Raw genomic sequence first — 16210 nt, forward strand, 5'->3', positions numbered from 1 at the left:
ATGGATTGCTTCGTCGCTTCGCTCCTCGCAATGGCGGAAACAACAAAACAGGGGGAAACATGAGCACCGAAACCACCATCGACACCGGCACCGGCGAACTGCTCTGCGTCATCCGCGACCGCGTCGCGATCATCACGCTGAACCGGCCCGATGCCCGCAACTCGCTTTCCGACGAGCTCACCCCGGCGCTGCGCACCATGATCAAAACCTGCGGCGAGGATCCGCAAGTCGGCGCGCTGCTGCTCACCGGCGCGGGCAAGGCGTTCTGCTCCGGCGGCAACGTCAAGGGCATGGGCGCCCATCGCGACAAGAAGCGGCAGGAAATGTCGGACGCGGACAAGATCGCCGATCTACAGGAACGGCAGCGCCTGCTCACGGGCGCCCTGGTTTCGGTGCGCAAGCCGACCATCGCCGCCCTGCCCGGCCCAGCCGTCGGCGCCGGGCTTGCGCTGGCGATGGCCTGCGATATCCGCATCGCGGCGCAATCGGCATTTCTCGCGACTGGATATCTGAACGTCGCACTGAGCGGCGATTACGGCATCGCCTGGCTGCTCACGCGCCTCGTCGGCACCTCGCGCGCACGGGAACTGATGTTCACGAATGAGCGGGTGACCGCCGCGCGCTGCGAGGCGATCGGCCTCGTCAACCGCGTGGTGCCGGACGAGAAATTGCAGGAGGAAGCTTTTGCGCTCGCCAGGGGCGTGGCGGCGGGGCCGACGATTGCACTGCGCTACATGAAGGACAATCTGGACGAGGCGCTGATGTTCGATTTTGCCACCGCCAGGGATCATGAAGCGGAGCGGATGATCCGGTCGCAAAAGACCGCGGATCATCGCGAGGCGGTGCAGGCGTTCATCGACAAGCGCAAGCCGGTATTCGCGGGCAAATAAGCAGCGGCAACGGGATTATTCCCCTTCTCCCCGTTCTTACGGGGAGAAGGTCGGGATGAGGGGCTGCCTTAACAGCGGAACTCGCGGAGAGTCCCCCTCACCCGGATTGCATCTGCGATGCAATCCGACCCTCGGGTCAAGCCCGAGGGCAGGCTCTCTCCCCGCAGGCGGCCGCTTGCGGGGAGAGGTAAGAAGCACCACGCTGGCGCTCACTTCACCGGCTGCCGCACGAAATCGACGAAGGCGCGCAGCGCAGCGGGCAATTGCCGGCGGCTCGGATAGTACAAAAAGAACCCCGGATAGGCCGGGCACCAGTCGGCGAGCACACGCACCAGCTTTTGCTTCGCGATCAATTCCTCCACCTGCGCCTCAAACACGAAGGCGAGGCCGGTGCCGTCGAGCGCGGCGTGCACCATCAGATCCTGGTCGTTCAGCGTCAGCGGCCCCTCGACGTCGATCTCCACTTCCATGCCGCCGCGCTCGAATTCCCAGCGATAGACGGCGCCTGACGTGAAGCGATAGCGGATGCAGGGCATGCCCTTGAGGTCATGCGGCGTTACAGGCCGCTTGTGCTGCTCGAAGTAACCGGGCGAGCCCACCACCGCGAAGCGATGCCGCGGGCCGATCGGCACCGCGATCATGTCGGCAGCGAGGGTTTCGCCGAAGCGCACGCCGGCGTCGAAGCCGGCCGCGACCGTATCGATCAGCGCATCGTTGATGACGATCTCGACATTGACATCAGGGTATTCTTTCAGGAACCGCGTTACGATCGGCAGCAGCACGAGCTGCGTCGATTGCCGCGCGGCGTTGAAGCGCAAGGTGCCAGCGGGCTTGCCACGGAAGAGGTTGAGGTCCTCCAGCGCATCGTCGATGTCGCGGAAGGCCGGACTGATGCGCGAGAACAGCCGCTCGCCGGCTTCGGTCAGCGCGACGCTGCGGGTGGTGCGGTTGATCAGCCGCAGGTCCAGCCGCTCCTCGATATTGCGCAAGGCATGGCTGAGCGCGGAGGGCGAGACGCCGAGCTCGGTCGCCGCCGCGCGAAAACTTCGGTGGCGGGCGATGGCGAGGAAAGTCGCGAGGTCGGAGGGGTCGATACGCATTGATGAGAAATATTCACTAGCCTATCGAAAATATAGCAGATTATCTCATTTATCGCCAGCCGCTAGTTTCTGCCCATCAGGCCGGCGATATCGCCGGGCCATATCAGGAAAGGGCAAGAACATGCGTGTCTGGTTCATCACAGGAGCTTCCCGGGGTTTTGGCGCGCTGATCGCCGAGGCGGCGCTGGCCGCCGGCGACGCGGTGGTTGCGACCGCCCGCGATCCGCAGACGGTCACCGCGCGCCTCGGCTCGCACGAGCGGCTGCTGGCAACGCGCCTCGACGTCACCAGCGAGGCCGAGGCGCATGAGGCGGCGGGACAGGCGGTGAAAAAATTCGGCCGCATCGACATCCTCGTCAACAATGCCGGCTATGGCCTGCTCGGCGCGATCGAGGAAGCCAGCGCCGAGGAGACGCAGCGGCTGTTCAACACCAATGTGTTTGGCGTGCTCGGCGTCACCCGCGCCGTGCTGCCGCACATGCGCCGCCAGCGCTCGGGCCACATCATCAACGTCTCTTCGGTCGGCGGTTATGCCGGCTTCCCGGGCTGGGGCGTCTATGGCGCGACCAAATTCGCGGTCGAAGGCATCACCGAAGCGCTGGCCGGCGAAGTGGCGCCGCTCGGCATCAAGGTGACGGTGGTGGAGCCCGGCTTCTTCCGCACCGATTTCCTCGACGAGACCTCGCTCGCGCGCACGGCGCAGCATATCGAGGATTACAGCGAGACGGTCGGCAGGACCCGCGCGCATGCGGCCGACGTCAATCACGGCCAGCGCGGCGATCCGCGCAAGCTGGCGCAGGCCTTCATGCAGTTGGCCAACGCCAAAAATCCGCCGCTGCGGCTGCCGCTCGGCAGCGATACGCTGGAGCGGATCGAAGCCAAGAACGCCTTTGTGGCGAAGGAGATTGCCGCCTGGCGCACGGTCGCGACCTCGACCGACTTCACCGAACAGGCGGCGTAAAAAAAGCGGGCCCGGTGCTGTTGCCGCAGGACCGGGCCCGGAGCGTGATCCGGAAGGGAAGTCGGATCGTGCTCGAAAACAAAAAGACGGAGCGGGATGAAGATGGAGGCCTTCATCCCGCTCCAGTCGATCAACCCGCGACTACAGCGGGGGAGACATTTCGGGAGGCGGCGGCAAGCCTCCAGCTGGCGCAGGGAATGTCCTGCGGCGCGAGATCGATATGCTTTTCGAAGCGCACCAGCTTCCAGTCGCCGGGCGAATTGGCGAAGGCGTAGTCCGACTTGCGGGCCAGCGCGATCATCGAAGCGTTGGAGCGCAAGGTGTCGCCGAACAGCCGCTCCGCACCGAAGGCGGCTGCGCGGCATTCCAGATTCTTCAACAGCGCCTTGCCGATGCCATGGCCCTGCCAGCGGTCATCGACCGACAGGCCGAACTCGAAGCCCGAGGTCTCGAAATTGAAGGCGTATCGCGCCTCGCCGACGATGGTCTCGATGCCGTCGACCGCCATGGTGGCGATCACGCTGAACTGGTTGGCCTCGCCGACATGGATGAAGCGGTCGAGCAGGGTCGGCGGCAACTGGCTCATGGCGCCGAGAAAGCGGTTGTAGCGGGAGCGCGAGGTCAGGCCGCGAAAATAGCTCTGCAACTCGTCCGCATCGCGCGGCTCGACGAAGCGCACCGTGATGGCCTCGCCATCGCGCGAACGCAGCATATCGGAGTATTGCCTCAGATCGTCCAGACGCAGCGTGCTCATGGGGGCGCTCCCGAAGGAAATTGGCCGGCGCCCCTCTATGGAGGCGGCGCCGGCGGGTGGCGGCCTGATCAGGCCCGCCAGAACGGCTTGTCGGCTTCGTAGGCGATGTCGCTCCAGGAGCGGCCGATGTCGTGCAGCTCGCGCTCCGACCATTGGGAGAGCTCGCGGCGGGCGCGGTAGCGCTGATGCCAGACATGAAGGGTATCGAGGGCCTGCGAAAACAGGCCAGGTGCATGATGATTTATCATCGATTCGTGAGTGAAAGTGGACATGGAAAGCTCCTGCGGCTAATCTGTTGCCGTTAATATCTGCGCGAGACGGGCTTTCCACAAACGACACTTTGTACCGTTTCGGATGATATAAATTCATGAATTGGATGGCAGCAGATGACAGCAAGACTGCCTTCGCTGAACGGCTTGCGGGCCTTTGAGGCCGCCGCCCGCCACCTGAGCTTCACCCAGGCCGCCGCCGAGCTGAATGTCACGCAGACCGCGATCAGCCATCAGATCAAGCGGCTGGAGGAAGAGCTGGGCATCCGCCTGTTCATCCGCCAGAACCGGGCGCTGTCCCTGACCGCCGAAGCGAAAGAATACCTCCCGGGAATCCGGGCCGCGTTCAATGACTTGCGGCTGGCGACCGACCGCCTGCTGCGGCGGGATGACGATCATGTGTTGACGGTTTCAACGCTGGCCTCGCTGGCGGCGAAGTGGTTGCTGCCACGGCTGGCCGCCTTCCAGGGGGCTCATCCGGGCATCGACGTCCGCATCACGACCTCGACCGCGCTGGTCGATTTCAAGGACGGCAGCGTCGACGCCGCCATCCGTTACGGCCGCGGCCAGTGGCCGGGCCTGCGCGCCGACTGGCTGATGGCGGACCAGCTATTCCCGATTTGCAGCCCTGCCCTGCTGACCGGCAAAAGACCGCTGCGCAAGCCCGAGGACCTCGCCGATCACGTGCTGCTGCACACCAGCGCCGCCAATGACGACGACTGGCGGCTGTGGCTCACCGCGGCCGGCTTGCCGACCGATCTCTCCAAACAGCCCGGCATCACCTTCGACATGGTGTTCATGACCATTCAGGCCGCGATCGACGGCATCGGCGTCGCGATGGGCCGGACGTCCTACGTCAAGGACGACATTGCCAAGGGAAGCCTGGTGGTGCCGTTCGACATCACGCTGCCGGCCGATGCCGGCTTCTATCTGGTCTCGCCCGAGGGCCGGGCGGATTCGCCAAAACTTTCCGCATTCCGGAACTGGCTGGTCGCGACCGCGCAGAACAAGCCGGAAGCACTGGCCGAGCCTGTGCCCCCGAGGCGCCGCCAAGCGGGCTAGTTTCAGCAGAGCTGCCCGCCCCCTTGCGGGGTTGTGTCGCCCCTCCCCTGTGCCAAATTGTCGCAAGCAAACAAATCAATCCGCCGGTCGCGAACCGGGGGGAGAAACGGGAACGCCATGGCGCCACAGACCACAACAGACCTGCCGCAGATCAAATCGCGCATCGGCGCCATCCTGCGCGCCACCAGCGGCAACTTCCTCGAACAGTTCGATTTTTTCCTGTTCGGCTTCTACGCCAGCGCGATCGCCAAGGCGTTCTTTCCCTCGACCAACGAGACCGCGTCGCTGCTCAATACGTTCGGCGTGTTCTGGCTCGGCGCGCTGATGCGTCCCGTCGGCGCCATCGTGCTGGGGGCCTATATCGACCGCATCGGCCGCCGCCGCGGCCTGATCGTGACCCTGGCCATCATGGCGATCGGCACCGTCGTCATCGCCTTCTGCCCGAGCTACGCCACCATCGGCATTGCGGCGCCGATCATCGTGCTGCTCGGCCGCCTGCTCCAGGGCTTTTCCGCCGGCGTCGAGCTTGGCGGCGTGTCGGTCTACCTCGCGGAAATCTCCACGTCCGGCAATCGCGGCTTCTACACCTCGTTCCAGTCCTCCAGCCAGCAGGTCGCGATCTTCGTCGCCGCGATCGTCGGCTTCGTCCTGAGCGAGCTGATGCCCGCCGACGTCGTCTCTGCCTGGGGCTGGCGTATTCCCTTCTTCATCGGTTGCCTGATCATCCCCTTCATCTTCCTGCTGCGGCGGACGCTGGAAGAGACGCCGGCGTTCCTCGCCATGAAGAAGCACCCGACCGCGTCGGAAGTGTTTGCCTCGGCAGTGGCAAACTGGCGCATCGTCGTGCTCGGCATGATGATGGCGGTGCTGACCACCACGACGTTCTATTTCGTCACCGTCTACACGCCGACCTTCGGCAAGACCGTGCTGAAACTCTCCACGCAGGACGCCCTGCTGGTGACGCTGCTCGTCGCGGTCACCAACTTCATCTGGAATCCGGTTGGCGGCGCGGTCTCCGACCGCCTCGGCCGCAAGCCGGTGCTGCTCACCATCGCATGTCTGGCTTTGGTGACAGCCTATCCCGCGCTCAACTGGCTGATTGCCGCACCGACCTTCGGCAAGATGCTGGCGGTGGAAATGATGTTCTCGTTCTATTTCGGGGTCTATAGCGGCACCATGCTGGGCGCGCTGGTCGAGGTGGTGCCGGCCCATGTCCGCACCACCTGCTTCTCGCTCGCCTTTGCGCTGGCCGCCGCGCTGTTCGGCACCTTCACGCCCTTCGTCTCGACCTGGCTGATCGACAAGACCGGCGACAAGGCTTCTCCCGGCTATTGGCTGATGTGCGCCGCCTCGCTCGGCATCATCGCGGCGCTGGTCATCTACCGTGGCGGCAAGACCATCGCGGTGCAGAACGCCGTCACGGCCTGATATTCCGCGCGAGGAGACGCGCGGGCATGGCGCCTGCGCGCCGCCGCACGTTTGATTTCGGCGCGGATCAAGCTAACAAGACGCCATGGTTGATTTGACCCGCAAGTTCGACGTGCTGGTGATCGGCGGCGGCAACGCCGCGCTGTGTGCCGCCATCAGCGCCCGCCGCAGTGGGGCCTCCGTGCTGGTGCTGGAAGGCGCGCCAAAATTCTATCGCGGCGGCAATACGCGCCACACCCGCAACATGCGCTGCGCCCATGATGCCGCGACCGAAATTCTCACCGGTCCCTACACCGAGGAGGAATTCTGGGACGATCTCTTGCGCATCACCGGCGGGCAGACCGACGAAGAGCTCGCAAAATTCATGATCCGCGAGTCCAAGGACATTCTGGGCTGGATCGTGGAACAGGGTGTGCGCTGGCAGCCTTCGCTCGGCGGCACACTGAGTCTGGGCCGCACCAATTCGTTCTTCCTCGGCGGCGGCCGGGCGATGCTGAACGCGCTTTATCTCACCGCGGAAAAACTCGGCGTGGAGATCCGCTACGACGCCGAGGTCGGCGACCTCCATATCGAAGACGGCATGTTCTTGTCCGCCTCGCTGAAGCAGCCGAATGGCGGCGTCTCCGAAATTCGCGCCTCCGCGCTGGTCGCCGCCGCCGGCGGGTTTGAGGCCAATATCGAATGGCTCAGGGAATATTGGGGCGAGGCCGCCGATAATTTTCTGATCCGCGGCACGCCCTACAACCGCGGCTCGATCCTGAAGATGCTGCTGGCCAAGGGCGTGCAGGAGATCGGCGATCCCACCCAGTGCCATGCGGTGGCGATCGACGCCCGCGCGCCGAAATTCGACGGCGGCATCATCACCCGGCATGACTCCGTCGTGTTCGGCATCGTCGTCAACAAGCACGCCCAGCGCTTCTACGACGAGGGCGAGGACATCTGGCCAAAACGCTACGCGATCTGGGGCCGGCTAGTGGCGGCGCAGCCCGACCAGATCGCCTACATTATTTTCGATTCCAGCGTGGTTACCAGCTTCATGCCGACGCTGTTTCCGCCGATCGGCGCGCCGACGATTGCCGAGCTCGCCGGCAAACTCAGTCTCGATCCGGCGGCGCTTGAAAAGACCGTCGCTGATTTCAATGCCGCCGTGCAGCCCGGCACGTTCGATCACACCATTCTGGACGATTGCCGCACCGAGGGCATCACGCCGGCCAAGACTCACTGGGCGCGCAAGATCGATGCGCCGCCCTATCTCGCCTATCCCGTGCGGCCCGGCATCACCTTCACCTATCTCGGCACGCGCGTGAACAAGCAGGCGCGGATGGTGATGAAGGACGGCAAGCCCGCCGCCAACATGTTCGCGGCCGGCGAGATCATGGCGGGCAACGTGCTCGGCAAGGGCTACGCAGCCGGCATCGGCATGACCATCGGCAGCGTGTTCGGGCGCGTGGCGGGGCGGGAAGCGGCGAGAAATGCAAAGAACTGAGACGCCGCGCGCTCACTTCACCTCGCCCCGCTTGCGGGGAGAGGTCGGATTGCGAAGCAATCCGGGTGAGGGGGTACAGGTCCATCGACGTCCTGCACTCGCGGAGAGAGCCCCTCACCCCTGCCCTCTCCCCGCGAAGGGCGGGGAGAGGGAGAAGACAAGGAGAGGAAACATGTCGCGCACAGCCATTGCTTCCATCGCAGCCATCCTGATCACAGGCGCGGCCAACGCCGCCGAGCCGATCGCGCTTCGCGACATGGGCTCCTTCCATGTCGGCGGTCGCCTCGTGGAAATTTCCGGCAAGCCGGTGAAGGAAGTCACCTTCACGCCGGGCGGCGTGCCCGCAAAGGTCGATCCGAACGGCACCTATCAGGCCGAGCAGATGTATGTGCAGTATTTCCTGCCGGCCAACGAACGCGGCAAATATCCGCTCTTGATGTGGCACGGCGGCGGCCTCACCGGCGTCACCTATGAGACGACGCCGGACGGACGCGAAGGCTGGTTGAACTATTTCCTGCGCAAGGGCTGGGCGGTCTACAATTCCGACGCGGTCGAGCGCGGCCGCGCCGGCTGGGCGCAATACCCCGATATCTTCAAGAGCGAGCCGGTGTTTTTGACCACCGCCAATCCGTTCGAGCGCTTTCGCATCGGCGACGGGCCGAACTCCTACGATCCCGATCCGGCGAAACGGAAATTGATGCCGGGCAGCCAGTTCCCGAATGAAGGCTACGAGAATTTCGTCAAGCAGAACGTGCCGCGCTGGACCACGACGGACGATGCGATCATCGCCGCCTATATCGCGGAGATCGACCGCGTCGGGCCGAGCATCATCCTGTTCCACAGCCAGGCCGGGAGCTTCGGCTTCAAGGTCGCGCAGGCGCGCCCCGACAAGGTGAAGGCGCTGATCGCGGTCGAGCCGGCGGGCGTCGGCGATCCCGCCAAGGCCGATTTGCTCAAGAACATCCCGACCCTGATCATCTATGGCGACTACATCGAGCGCGACTCGCGCTGGCCGAAGATCCGCGCCACCGGCGTCGCGTTTGCCGACAGCATCAAAGCGGCCGGCGGCAGCGTCGATGTCGTCGACCTGCCGCAGGCCGGTATCAAGGGCAACTCGCACATGGTGATGATGGACAAGAACAATGCCGACGTCGCCCTGCTGATCCAGAAATGGCTCGAGGGCAAGGGATTGACGAAGTAGCGTCATGTACGGGACCCGAGAACCGCACTCTTCCACCTCGCCCCGCTTGCGGGGAGAGGTCGGATTGCGCAGCAATCCGGGTGAGGGGGACTCTCAGCGAATCGAACTCGTGGATAGAGCCCCTCACCCCGACCCTCTCCCCGCGAAGAGCGGGGAGAGGGAGAAGGCGACAGGAAATGCACGGAACTAGGATTCTGGATGAGACCGACCGTCTGATGACGGTCTGCAACTCCTGCCGTTATTGCGAGGGGCTGTGCGCGGTATTTCCGGCGATGGAGATGCGGCGCTCGTTCTCCGACGGCGACCTCAACTATCTTGCCAATCTCTGCCATTCCTGCGGCGCCTGCTACACCGACTGCCAGTTCTCGCCCCCGCATGAGTTCAACGTCAATGTGCCGCAGACGCTGGCGATCGCGCGCAACGATTCCTATGCGGCTTATGCCTGGCCGCGCGCCTTTGCCGGCACGTTCGCACGCAACGGCCTCGTCATCAGCCTGATCGCCGCGCTCAGCGTCGCCGCCTTCATCCTCGGCTTCGTTGTGGTTCACGATCCGAAAATCCTGTTCGGCGTGCACACCGGCCCGGGCGCGTTCTACAAGCTGATGCCGCACAACGCGATGGCCGCACTGTTCGGCGCCGCTTTCCTTTACTCGATCGTCGCGCTGATCATGGGCATCCGCGCCTTCTGGCGCGACATCGGCGAGCCCGTCGGCATGAAGACAGATGCGGCCTCGATCTGGCAGGCGATCCGCGATGCCAGCGAACTGCGCTATCTCGATGGCGGCGGCGTCGGCTGCTTCAACGAGGATGATCGTCCGACCGATCGCCGCAAGCTGTATCACCACTTCACGTTCTACGGCTTTGCGCTGTGCTTTGCCTCTACGTCAGTCGCGACGCTCTATCACTACCTTTTCGCGCGCGAGGCGCCATATCCCTGGTGGGATTTGCCGGTCGTGCTGGGGACGCTCGGCGGCATCGGGCTTTTGATCGGGCCGATCGGACTGCTCGCTGCGAAATGGAAGCGCGATCCGGTGCTCGCGGACGAGACGCGCTACGGCATGGACGTCGCGTTCATCGTCATGTTGTTTCTCACCAGCCTGACCGGCATGGCGCTGCTGATCCTGCGCGCGACGCCTGCGATGGGCCCGCTGCTGGCGCTGCATCTCGGCGTGGTGTTCGCGCTGTTCATCACCATGCCCTACGGAAAATTCGTGCACGGCATCTACCGCTTTGTCGCGCTGGTGCGCTACGCGCGCGAGCGGCGGATGATGGGGCATATCTAGCTGTTCGTCGTTTCGAGGCTCGCGGGCCCGGAATGTTGCGCCGGGTCGGCGCCGTGCAGGTTCGGACCCTTGGTGCCCGGCAGGATGCCGAGTTCGACGATGCCCCATAGCGCCGGCACAAGGCTTGCAAACATCAGGATCGAACCGGTCGACAAATCTCCGCTCCGGCCCGTTCTGGGGTCGTTGAAGAGGACAACGCTGAGGCCAACAGCGAACAGGGCCAAGGGGAGCACCCAGAAGACCAGCAGCCACCAGCCCTTCTTGTTGCGGTCGTGCAATCGCTTGGTACCCACGGCCAGTATTGGCCACAGGCTGAAGACCCATATGAATTGCGAGGTCAGGGCGAGGATCAGGACTGCCGCCTCTTCGCTGAGGAGAAACGGAGCGCAGGTCAGGACCAGCACCGCAGCGATGAGGCCGAGGATCGCCAGCCAATAGACGCGGCGGCCGATCCGGCCTTCGAAGCTGAAAAGCATCTTCTGCAGCTTCATCGCATTCTCGCCAAAAGAAACCTCAGTGGAAGATGCGCCCCGCGTCGATGACGACGGTCTGGCCGGTCATGGTCTCGGTGCGGCACATCGCGATCACCATGTCGGCGCAGTCGTCCTTGTCGGCGGCCTTTTTCAAGAGCGAGCTGGATGCGGAGCGCTCGATCTGCTCGGACCGGAGATTGGCTGTCGCGCGCGTGCCTTCCAGCAGGCCCGGCGCCACACAATTGACGAGCGTCTCGGGCGCCAGCGCTACCGCCATGCAACGCGTCAGATGAATCAGCCCCGCCTTCGACACGGCATAGGCGATGGAAGAGCCAGTCGGGCTGAGCCCCGCCACCGAAGCAATGTTGACGATGCGGCCTCGCCCCTGGGCCTTCATGACAGGAGCTACCGCCTTGGTCAGGCGCATCGGCCCCGTCAGGTTGACGGCCATGATCTTGCTCCAGACGTCCAGCGTCAGATTGTCGAGATCGCCGAAGGGGATTGAGACGTTGTAGGCGGCGTCATTGATCAGAACATCGAGGCGGCCAAAGGCCTTTTGCACCTCGCCCACCAGCCGATCCACGGCCGCGTCGTCGGTGATGTCACAGGCGAATGCCTGGGCGTTGACCTGATGACGCGACGTCAGTTCGCGAGCGACACTTTCTGCCTGGTCGCGGCTGCGCGCGTACATGACAGCTACATGTGCGCCCTCCTGCGCGAGCGCGTGGCAGATGCGCTGGCCCAGCCCGCCATTGCCGCCCGTCACCAGTGCAACTGCGCCCTTCAGGTCCATCGCTTCTCTCCCTCAACGCGCCATCACGAGCGGCGGGTGACGATACCGGTCGGCGTGGCAAAGCCTTCCAGCGTCTTGATCCGCTTCTCCAGCCACCAGCCATATTCGGGCGACCAGTCCTCGAAGCGCGAATTGATGCCGAGATCGTGCGCCCAATGGTGCGCGATGTTCGGATTGAACTGCGACTGGCGGCCGACCGCGATGAGATCGGCCTGCCCGTTCCTGAGGACGGCTTCCGCCTGCTGCGCTTCGAGAATGATGCCGACGGCCATGGTCGGAATATCGGCTTCTTTCCGAACGCGCTCCGCAAACGGCACCTGGAAGCCGAGGCTGCGCGGCACCTGCGCCGCGGTGGCGGCGCCGGCGATGCCGCCCGAGGAGCAGTCGATCACGTCAACGCCGCGCACCTTCAATTCGCGCGCAAAGGCGACGGTGTCGTCCATGTTCCAGCCTTCCTGGGTGCCGTCGACGGACGAGACGCGCAGGAACAGCGGCATCGTATCCGGCATTTCGCGGCGCACGGCTTCGACGATCTCGAGCGGCAGCCGCATGCGTCCGGCCCGGTCGCCGCCGTATTCGTCGTTGCGCGTGTTGGACACCGGCGACAGGAACGAGGCGAGCAGATAGCCATGCGCGGTGTGGATTTCGATGGTATCGAATCCGGCGGCGACGGCGTTCTTCGCGGCATTCGCCCAGGTGCCGACCATCGCCTTGCATTCGGCGGTGGTGAGTTGCCGCGGCGTCAACCAGCCCTTGGCGACCGGCTCGGCCGTCGGGCCGACGGGCTGCCATTGCCTCGCGCCGTCCTTCAGATTCTGCTCGGTCAGCGGTCCCATGCCCTGCATGGCGGTCTGCGACGACGACTTGCGGCCGCCATGGGCGAGCTGGATGCCGATCGCCGTGCCCTGACGCTTCATGAAGGCGATCAGCGGCTTGAAGCTTTCGACCTGCGCGTCGTTCCAAATGCCGAGGTCATGTTCATTGATGAGCCCGACTTCCTCGACGCCTGTCGCCTCGACAAAGACAAGGCCGAAACCGCCGAGCGCATAGCGGCCGAGATGCACAACGTGAAAGGTGCCGCAGGTATTGCCGGGGTCGCAACGGTAATGAACCATCGGCGGCACGACGAGGCGGTTCTTCAGCGTGAGGCCGCGAATCCTGAACGGCTCGAACAGCATCGGCCGCGGCGCCCTACCGCCGTTGAGTGATCCGTCATTCATTCGCAGCCACCCCTACAAATCCACCACCACGTAGTCGCTTTCCACGGAGACCTTGAGCGTCTCCGCGATGTACGGGCCTTTCACCACGCTCGCGCCCGGCTCGACATGCGCGGCATAGGCGCGCGCGCGAAAGCGTTTCGGGTCGCAGTAGGACTGCCCGGTGCGGATGTCGAACTCCCAGCCGTGCCAGGGGCAGCGGATGATTTCGCCGAGTTTTGTGTATTCGATCTCGCCGGGATCGCTGGACATTGCGAGCCCGATCAGCGGACCCTCGCACAGCGCAGCGCCCTGATGCGGGCAGCGGTTCAACAGGCCAAAGTACTCGCCCTTGACGTTGAACACCGCGATCGGCCGGCCGTCGATTTCGAGAAATTTTCGCGTCCCCGGCGGCAGTTCATCCACCGCCGCCACCACATGCCGCGCCACTAAATGACTCCGTAAACCTTCCGCGCGTTGTCGAGATAGAACGCCTGCTTGTTGGAATCGCTGACGCCGGCCGGCAGCACGCGTGACGGCTCGTCATAATCCCAATGCGGATAGTCGGTGGCGAACAACAGCTTGTCCCAGCCGATCCATTCGATCATCTGGAACAGGTGTTCGCGCCTTTCGGGATCTTCCATCGGCTGTGTCGTCCACCAGATGTGATCCTTGATATACTCGGACGGTTTGCGCTTGAGATGCGGCACTTCGCTGTGCAGCTTGTCAAAGACCTTGTCGAGCCGCCAGGCCAGCGACGGCGCCCAGCCGAAGCCGGCTTCGACCATCACCATGGTCAGTTTCGGAAACCGCTCGAACACGCCTTCCAACACGAGGCTGGCCAGCGCGGTCTGCTGGCATTGCGAGTGCCCGACCATTTCCTCGATGTAATAGCTTGGCCAGCCCGAAGCCGTGATCGGGTTGCCGCCGAAACCGAAGGCGTGCACGCCGATGGGCAAACCGGTCTCCTGCGCCGCCTCATAGATCGGCCAATAGCGGCGCTGGCCGAGCGGCTCGACATTGCGGCTGAGCAGCAGCACCTGCACGAAGTTCTTGTCGCCCGCGCGCTTGCGGATTTCCGCGGCCGCCGTCACGCCGTCTTCATTGGCGACGACGATAGAGCCTTTCAGGCGCTTGTCCTTGCTGGTCCATTTCTCGATCTGCCAGTCGTTGATGGCGGTGGCGAGCGCTGCGCCCAGATCATGATTGCGCTGGCCCTGCCCGGTTGCGCCAAGCGGGTTGAGCACGCCGAGCACGACATTGTTGGGATCGAGATGCTGCTTCTGCATGAACGACAGCGAGGAGCCCTGCGGCCCGCCCTCCGGCGGATACGCATCGCGGCGCGATGCGTTGGGCTGCGCCTTCGGATAGGGCGGTCCCTCCATCATGCCCTGATAGGCATGCACGGCATAGGTTTCGAGATGCGTGTGCCAGCGCTTTGCCAGATAAGGATACAACTCGTCCTTCGTCGCCCGCGCGGGATGGATATCGCAATCGGCGATCGCGGTCTTGATTGCCGTCGTCGACGCAGCTTCGGGACGGTCGCGCAGTTGCACGTTCATCGCGTCATCTCCTTCGTCGCCGGCTGGCTCAGGCGGCTGTATGTCGCCATTGGATTATCGATCATGATCTTGCGCACGAGATCGGGCGACAGCCCTTCAGGCAGCACCTCATCACCGTCGAACTGCCAATGCGGATAGTCTGTAGAGAATAAGATCAATTCGTCCGACTGCATATGGTCGAACAGGCGATTTAACACCTCGGGTTCCGGCGGCGCGTCGACCGGCTGTAGCGAGAAGCGGATGTTGCTGCGCACAATTTCCAGCGGCGCGCGGTCGACCCATGGCGTTTCCATCCGTACGCCGCGCCAGAATTTGTGCAGCCGCCAGAGGAACGCCGGCAGCCAGGTGAAGCCTGATTCGAGCATCACCATTTTGAGATTGGGATGCTTTGCGAATACTCCTTCGACGATCAGGCTGGTGAGCTGGGTCTGGAACGCCTGTGCCTGCGCGACATAATCCTCGATGTGATAGGAGCCCCAGCCAACCGAGGTCGGCGGGTTGTGATAGGCGCTGCCGGCGTGAATGCCGATCGGCAATCCGTGCTTCTCGGCAGCGGCATAGATCGGCCACAGCGCGCGTTTGCCGAGCGGCACGTCACCCATGACCAGCATCAGCACCTGCACGAAGCGCTTGTCCCCGGCGCAGCGTTCGATCTCGGCGACGGATTTTTCCACGCTCTGCGTCGGGATCACGATCGAGCCGCGCAGCCGCGTATCCTTCTCCAGCCATTCCTTGACCAGCCAGTCGTTGAGCGCGCGGCAAAATGCGTCCTGCATGTCCTCGGAAAATACCATCTGCACGCCGTAGAGCGGATTGCAGATGCCGTAGGCGACATCGAACCGATCGAGCGCCTCCTGCTGCATATCGGCAAGGCTCGAGCCGGGCTTGCCCTGCGCGGGCCGCCAGTCCGGCCGCGCGGAGATCGGCGAATTGGCCGGATAGGATTGCGAGACCAGATCGGTCATGCCTCGCGTCGTCACCTGGTCGCGCCAGTAATCGTTCATGTACGGCAAGAGGCTCGTCAAATGGGGCACGGCGGGATGCAGATCGCAATCCACGCCGCCCGCGACCGGCGACGTCATGGCCTAAGGTTTCCTCGCGCCGGCATTTTGTGCGGCCGGCTTCTGCATGGCATTCAAGCAGGCCCGCAAAGGACCCGCAACTCGGCAGCCATGCATTCCTGTGCTAGGGAATCGGCAGAACCGGCGGGAGAGGCTGATCCTTCATGAAAGAACTCGTTGCCATCGCGGAGCAGATCGCGGCCAGGCTGATCGAACGCAAACAGACGATCGCGGTTGCGGAATCTTCCGCCGGCGGGCTGATCTCGGCCGCGCTGCTCGCCGTGCCGGGCGCCTCCGCCTATTTCCTCGGCGGCGCCGTGGTCTATACGCGCGATGCGCGGCGGCTCTTGATGGAGATTGGCGATGCTGAGATGAAGGGCCTTCGCTCTTCCTCCGAGCCTTACGCGAAGCTGCTTGCCAATCAGATGCGCCGGCGCTTTTCCACGACATGGGGATTGTCGGAGACCGGCGCCGCAGGTCCCACCGGCAACCGCTACGGCGATGCCGCCGGCCATAGCTGCATGGCGGTGGCGGGGCCGAACGAGGCGGTGTTCACGCTGGAGACGGGCAGCGCCGACCGGCAGGCGAACATGCAGGTGTTTGCGAAGACGGCGCTGGAGCTATTGTTGAAGAATCTCTGAACAAATGTAGAGCGTCGTCCCGGCGAACGCCGGGACCCATACCGCGTTGT

Annotated in this window: 17 protein-coding genes; 8 read left to right on the forward strand and 9 right to left on the reverse strand. The window is 64.0% G+C overall.

Annotated features, from left to right (window positions below):
- Positions 1-59 precede the first annotated feature (59 nt).
- Positions 60-890, forward strand: coding sequence for an enoyl-CoA hydratase (locus JQ628_RS30260; protein WP_212228996.1), 831 nt, complete (start codon positions 60-62; stop codon positions 888-890).
- Positions 891-1099: 209 nt separating this feature from the next.
- Here the strand turns inward: JQ628_RS30260 and JQ628_RS30265 are convergent, their stop codons facing one another.
- Positions 1100-1990 (reverse strand): LysR family transcriptional regulator, encoded by an 891-nt coding sequence (locus tag JQ628_RS30265; RefSeq protein ID WP_212228997.1) that lies wholly within the window; start codon positions 1988-1990, stop codon positions 1100-1102.
- Between the two features lie 121 nt (positions 1991-2111).
- On the opposite strand from JQ628_RS30265, the gene JQ628_RS30270 reads away from it, so the two are divergent.
- Positions 2112-2951: an oxidoreductase gene (locus JQ628_RS30270; RefSeq protein ID WP_212228999.1), complete on the forward strand. Its 840-nt coding sequence runs from the start codon at positions 2112-2114 to the stop codon at positions 2949-2951.
- A 130-nt stretch (positions 2952-3081) separates the two neighbouring features.
- On the opposite strand, the gene JQ628_RS30275 is transcribed toward JQ628_RS30270, so the two are convergent.
- Positions 3082-3705 (reverse strand): GNAT family N-acetyltransferase, encoded by a 624-nt coding sequence (locus JQ628_RS30275; RefSeq protein ID WP_212229001.1) that lies wholly within the window; start codon positions 3703-3705, stop codon positions 3082-3084.
- A gap of 68 nt (positions 3706-3773) precedes the next feature.
- Positions 3774-3977, reverse strand: a complete 204-nt coding sequence (locus JQ628_RS30280; RefSeq protein ID WP_212229010.1) for a DUF1127 domain-containing protein — start codon at positions 3975-3977, stop codon at positions 3774-3776.
- 114 nt (positions 3978-4091) lie between these two features.
- Between JQ628_RS30280 and JQ628_RS30285 the strand changes: the two genes are divergently transcribed.
- The 5 genes from JQ628_RS30285 (at position 4092) to tcuB (ending at position 10434) form a co-directional block, all read left to right on the forward strand.
- A complete protein-coding gene (locus JQ628_RS30285; RefSeq protein WP_212229012.1) occupies positions 4092-5036 on the forward strand; it encodes a transcriptional regulator GcvA in 945 nt (314 codons plus the stop codon).
- 117 nt (positions 5037-5153) lie between these two features.
- Complete coding sequence (locus JQ628_RS30290; RefSeq protein WP_212229014.1) at positions 5154-6464, forward strand: MFS transporter; 1311 nt, start codon at positions 5154-5156, stop codon at positions 6462-6464.
- A gap of 85 nt (positions 6465-6549) precedes the next feature.
- On the forward strand, positions 6550-7950 hold the full coding sequence (tcuA, locus tag JQ628_RS30295) for an FAD-dependent tricarballylate dehydrogenase TcuA (protein WP_212229016.1): 1401 nt from the start codon (positions 6550-6552) through the stop codon (positions 7948-7950).
- 172 nt (positions 7951-8122) lie between these two features.
- Positions 8123-9151 carry an esterase gene (locus JQ628_RS30300; protein WP_212229018.1) on the forward strand — a complete coding sequence of 343 codons (1029 nt, stop codon included), beginning with the start codon at positions 8123-8125 and terminating at the stop codon, positions 9149-9151.
- A 176-nt stretch (positions 9152-9327) separates the two neighbouring features.
- The gene (gene tcuB / locus JQ628_RS30305; RefSeq protein WP_212229021.1) at positions 9328-10434 is read left to right on the forward strand and encodes a tricarballylate utilization 4Fe-4S protein TcuB; all 1107 of its coding nucleotides are present in this window, start codon (positions 9328-9330) and stop codon (positions 10432-10434) included.
- Here the strand turns inward: tcuB and JQ628_RS30310 are convergent.
- The 6 genes from JQ628_RS30310 to JQ628_RS30335 are packed head-to-tail and all read right to left on the reverse strand — an operon-like array spanning position 10431 to position 15540.
- A complete protein-coding gene (locus JQ628_RS30310; protein ID WP_212229023.1) occupies positions 10431-10925 on the reverse strand; it encodes a DUF805 domain-containing protein in 495 nt (164 codons plus the stop codon). The genes tcuB and JQ628_RS30310 overlap by 4 nt on opposite strands.
- A gap of 22 nt (positions 10926-10947) precedes the next feature.
- Positions 10948-11700: an SDR family NAD(P)-dependent oxidoreductase gene (locus JQ628_RS30315; RefSeq protein WP_212229025.1), complete on the reverse strand. Its 753-nt coding sequence runs from the start codon at positions 11698-11700 to the stop codon at positions 10948-10950.
- Positions 11701-11723: 23 nt separating this feature from the next.
- Complete coding sequence (locus JQ628_RS30320; protein WP_212229027.1) at positions 11724-12920, reverse strand: NADH:flavin oxidoreductase/NADH oxidase; 1197 nt, start codon at positions 12918-12920, stop codon at positions 11724-11726.
- 12 nt (positions 12921-12932) lie between these two features.
- Positions 12933-13346, reverse strand: coding sequence for a Rieske (2Fe-2S) protein (locus JQ628_RS30325; RefSeq protein WP_212229029.1), 414 nt, complete (start codon positions 13344-13346; stop codon positions 12933-12935).
- Complete coding sequence (locus JQ628_RS30330) at positions 13346-14458, reverse strand: amidohydrolase family protein (protein WP_212229031.1); 1113 nt, start codon at positions 14456-14458, stop codon at positions 13346-13348. Before JQ628_RS30330 ends, JQ628_RS30325 begins: the two co-directional genes overlap by 1 nt.
- Positions 14455-15540 carry an amidohydrolase family protein gene (locus JQ628_RS30335; protein WP_212229033.1) on the reverse strand — a complete coding sequence of 362 codons (1086 nt, stop codon included), beginning with the start codon at positions 15538-15540 and terminating at the stop codon, positions 14455-14457. Before JQ628_RS30335 ends, JQ628_RS30330 begins: the two co-directional genes overlap by 4 nt.
- 143 nt (positions 15541-15683) lie before the next feature.
- Here JQ628_RS30335 and JQ628_RS30340 point away from each other — a divergent pair, with 143 nt between their 5' ends.
- Positions 15684-16160, forward strand: a complete 477-nt coding sequence (locus JQ628_RS30340; protein ID WP_212229041.1) for a CinA family protein — start codon at positions 15684-15686, stop codon at positions 16158-16160.
- The last annotated feature ends 50 nt before the right edge of the window (positions 16161-16210 follow it).

The sequence above is a fragment of the Bradyrhizobium lablabi genome, assembly GCF_018129385.1.
Classification (GTDB): Bacteria; Pseudomonadota; Alphaproteobacteria; order Rhizobiales; family Xanthobacteraceae; genus Bradyrhizobium; species Bradyrhizobium lablabi_C.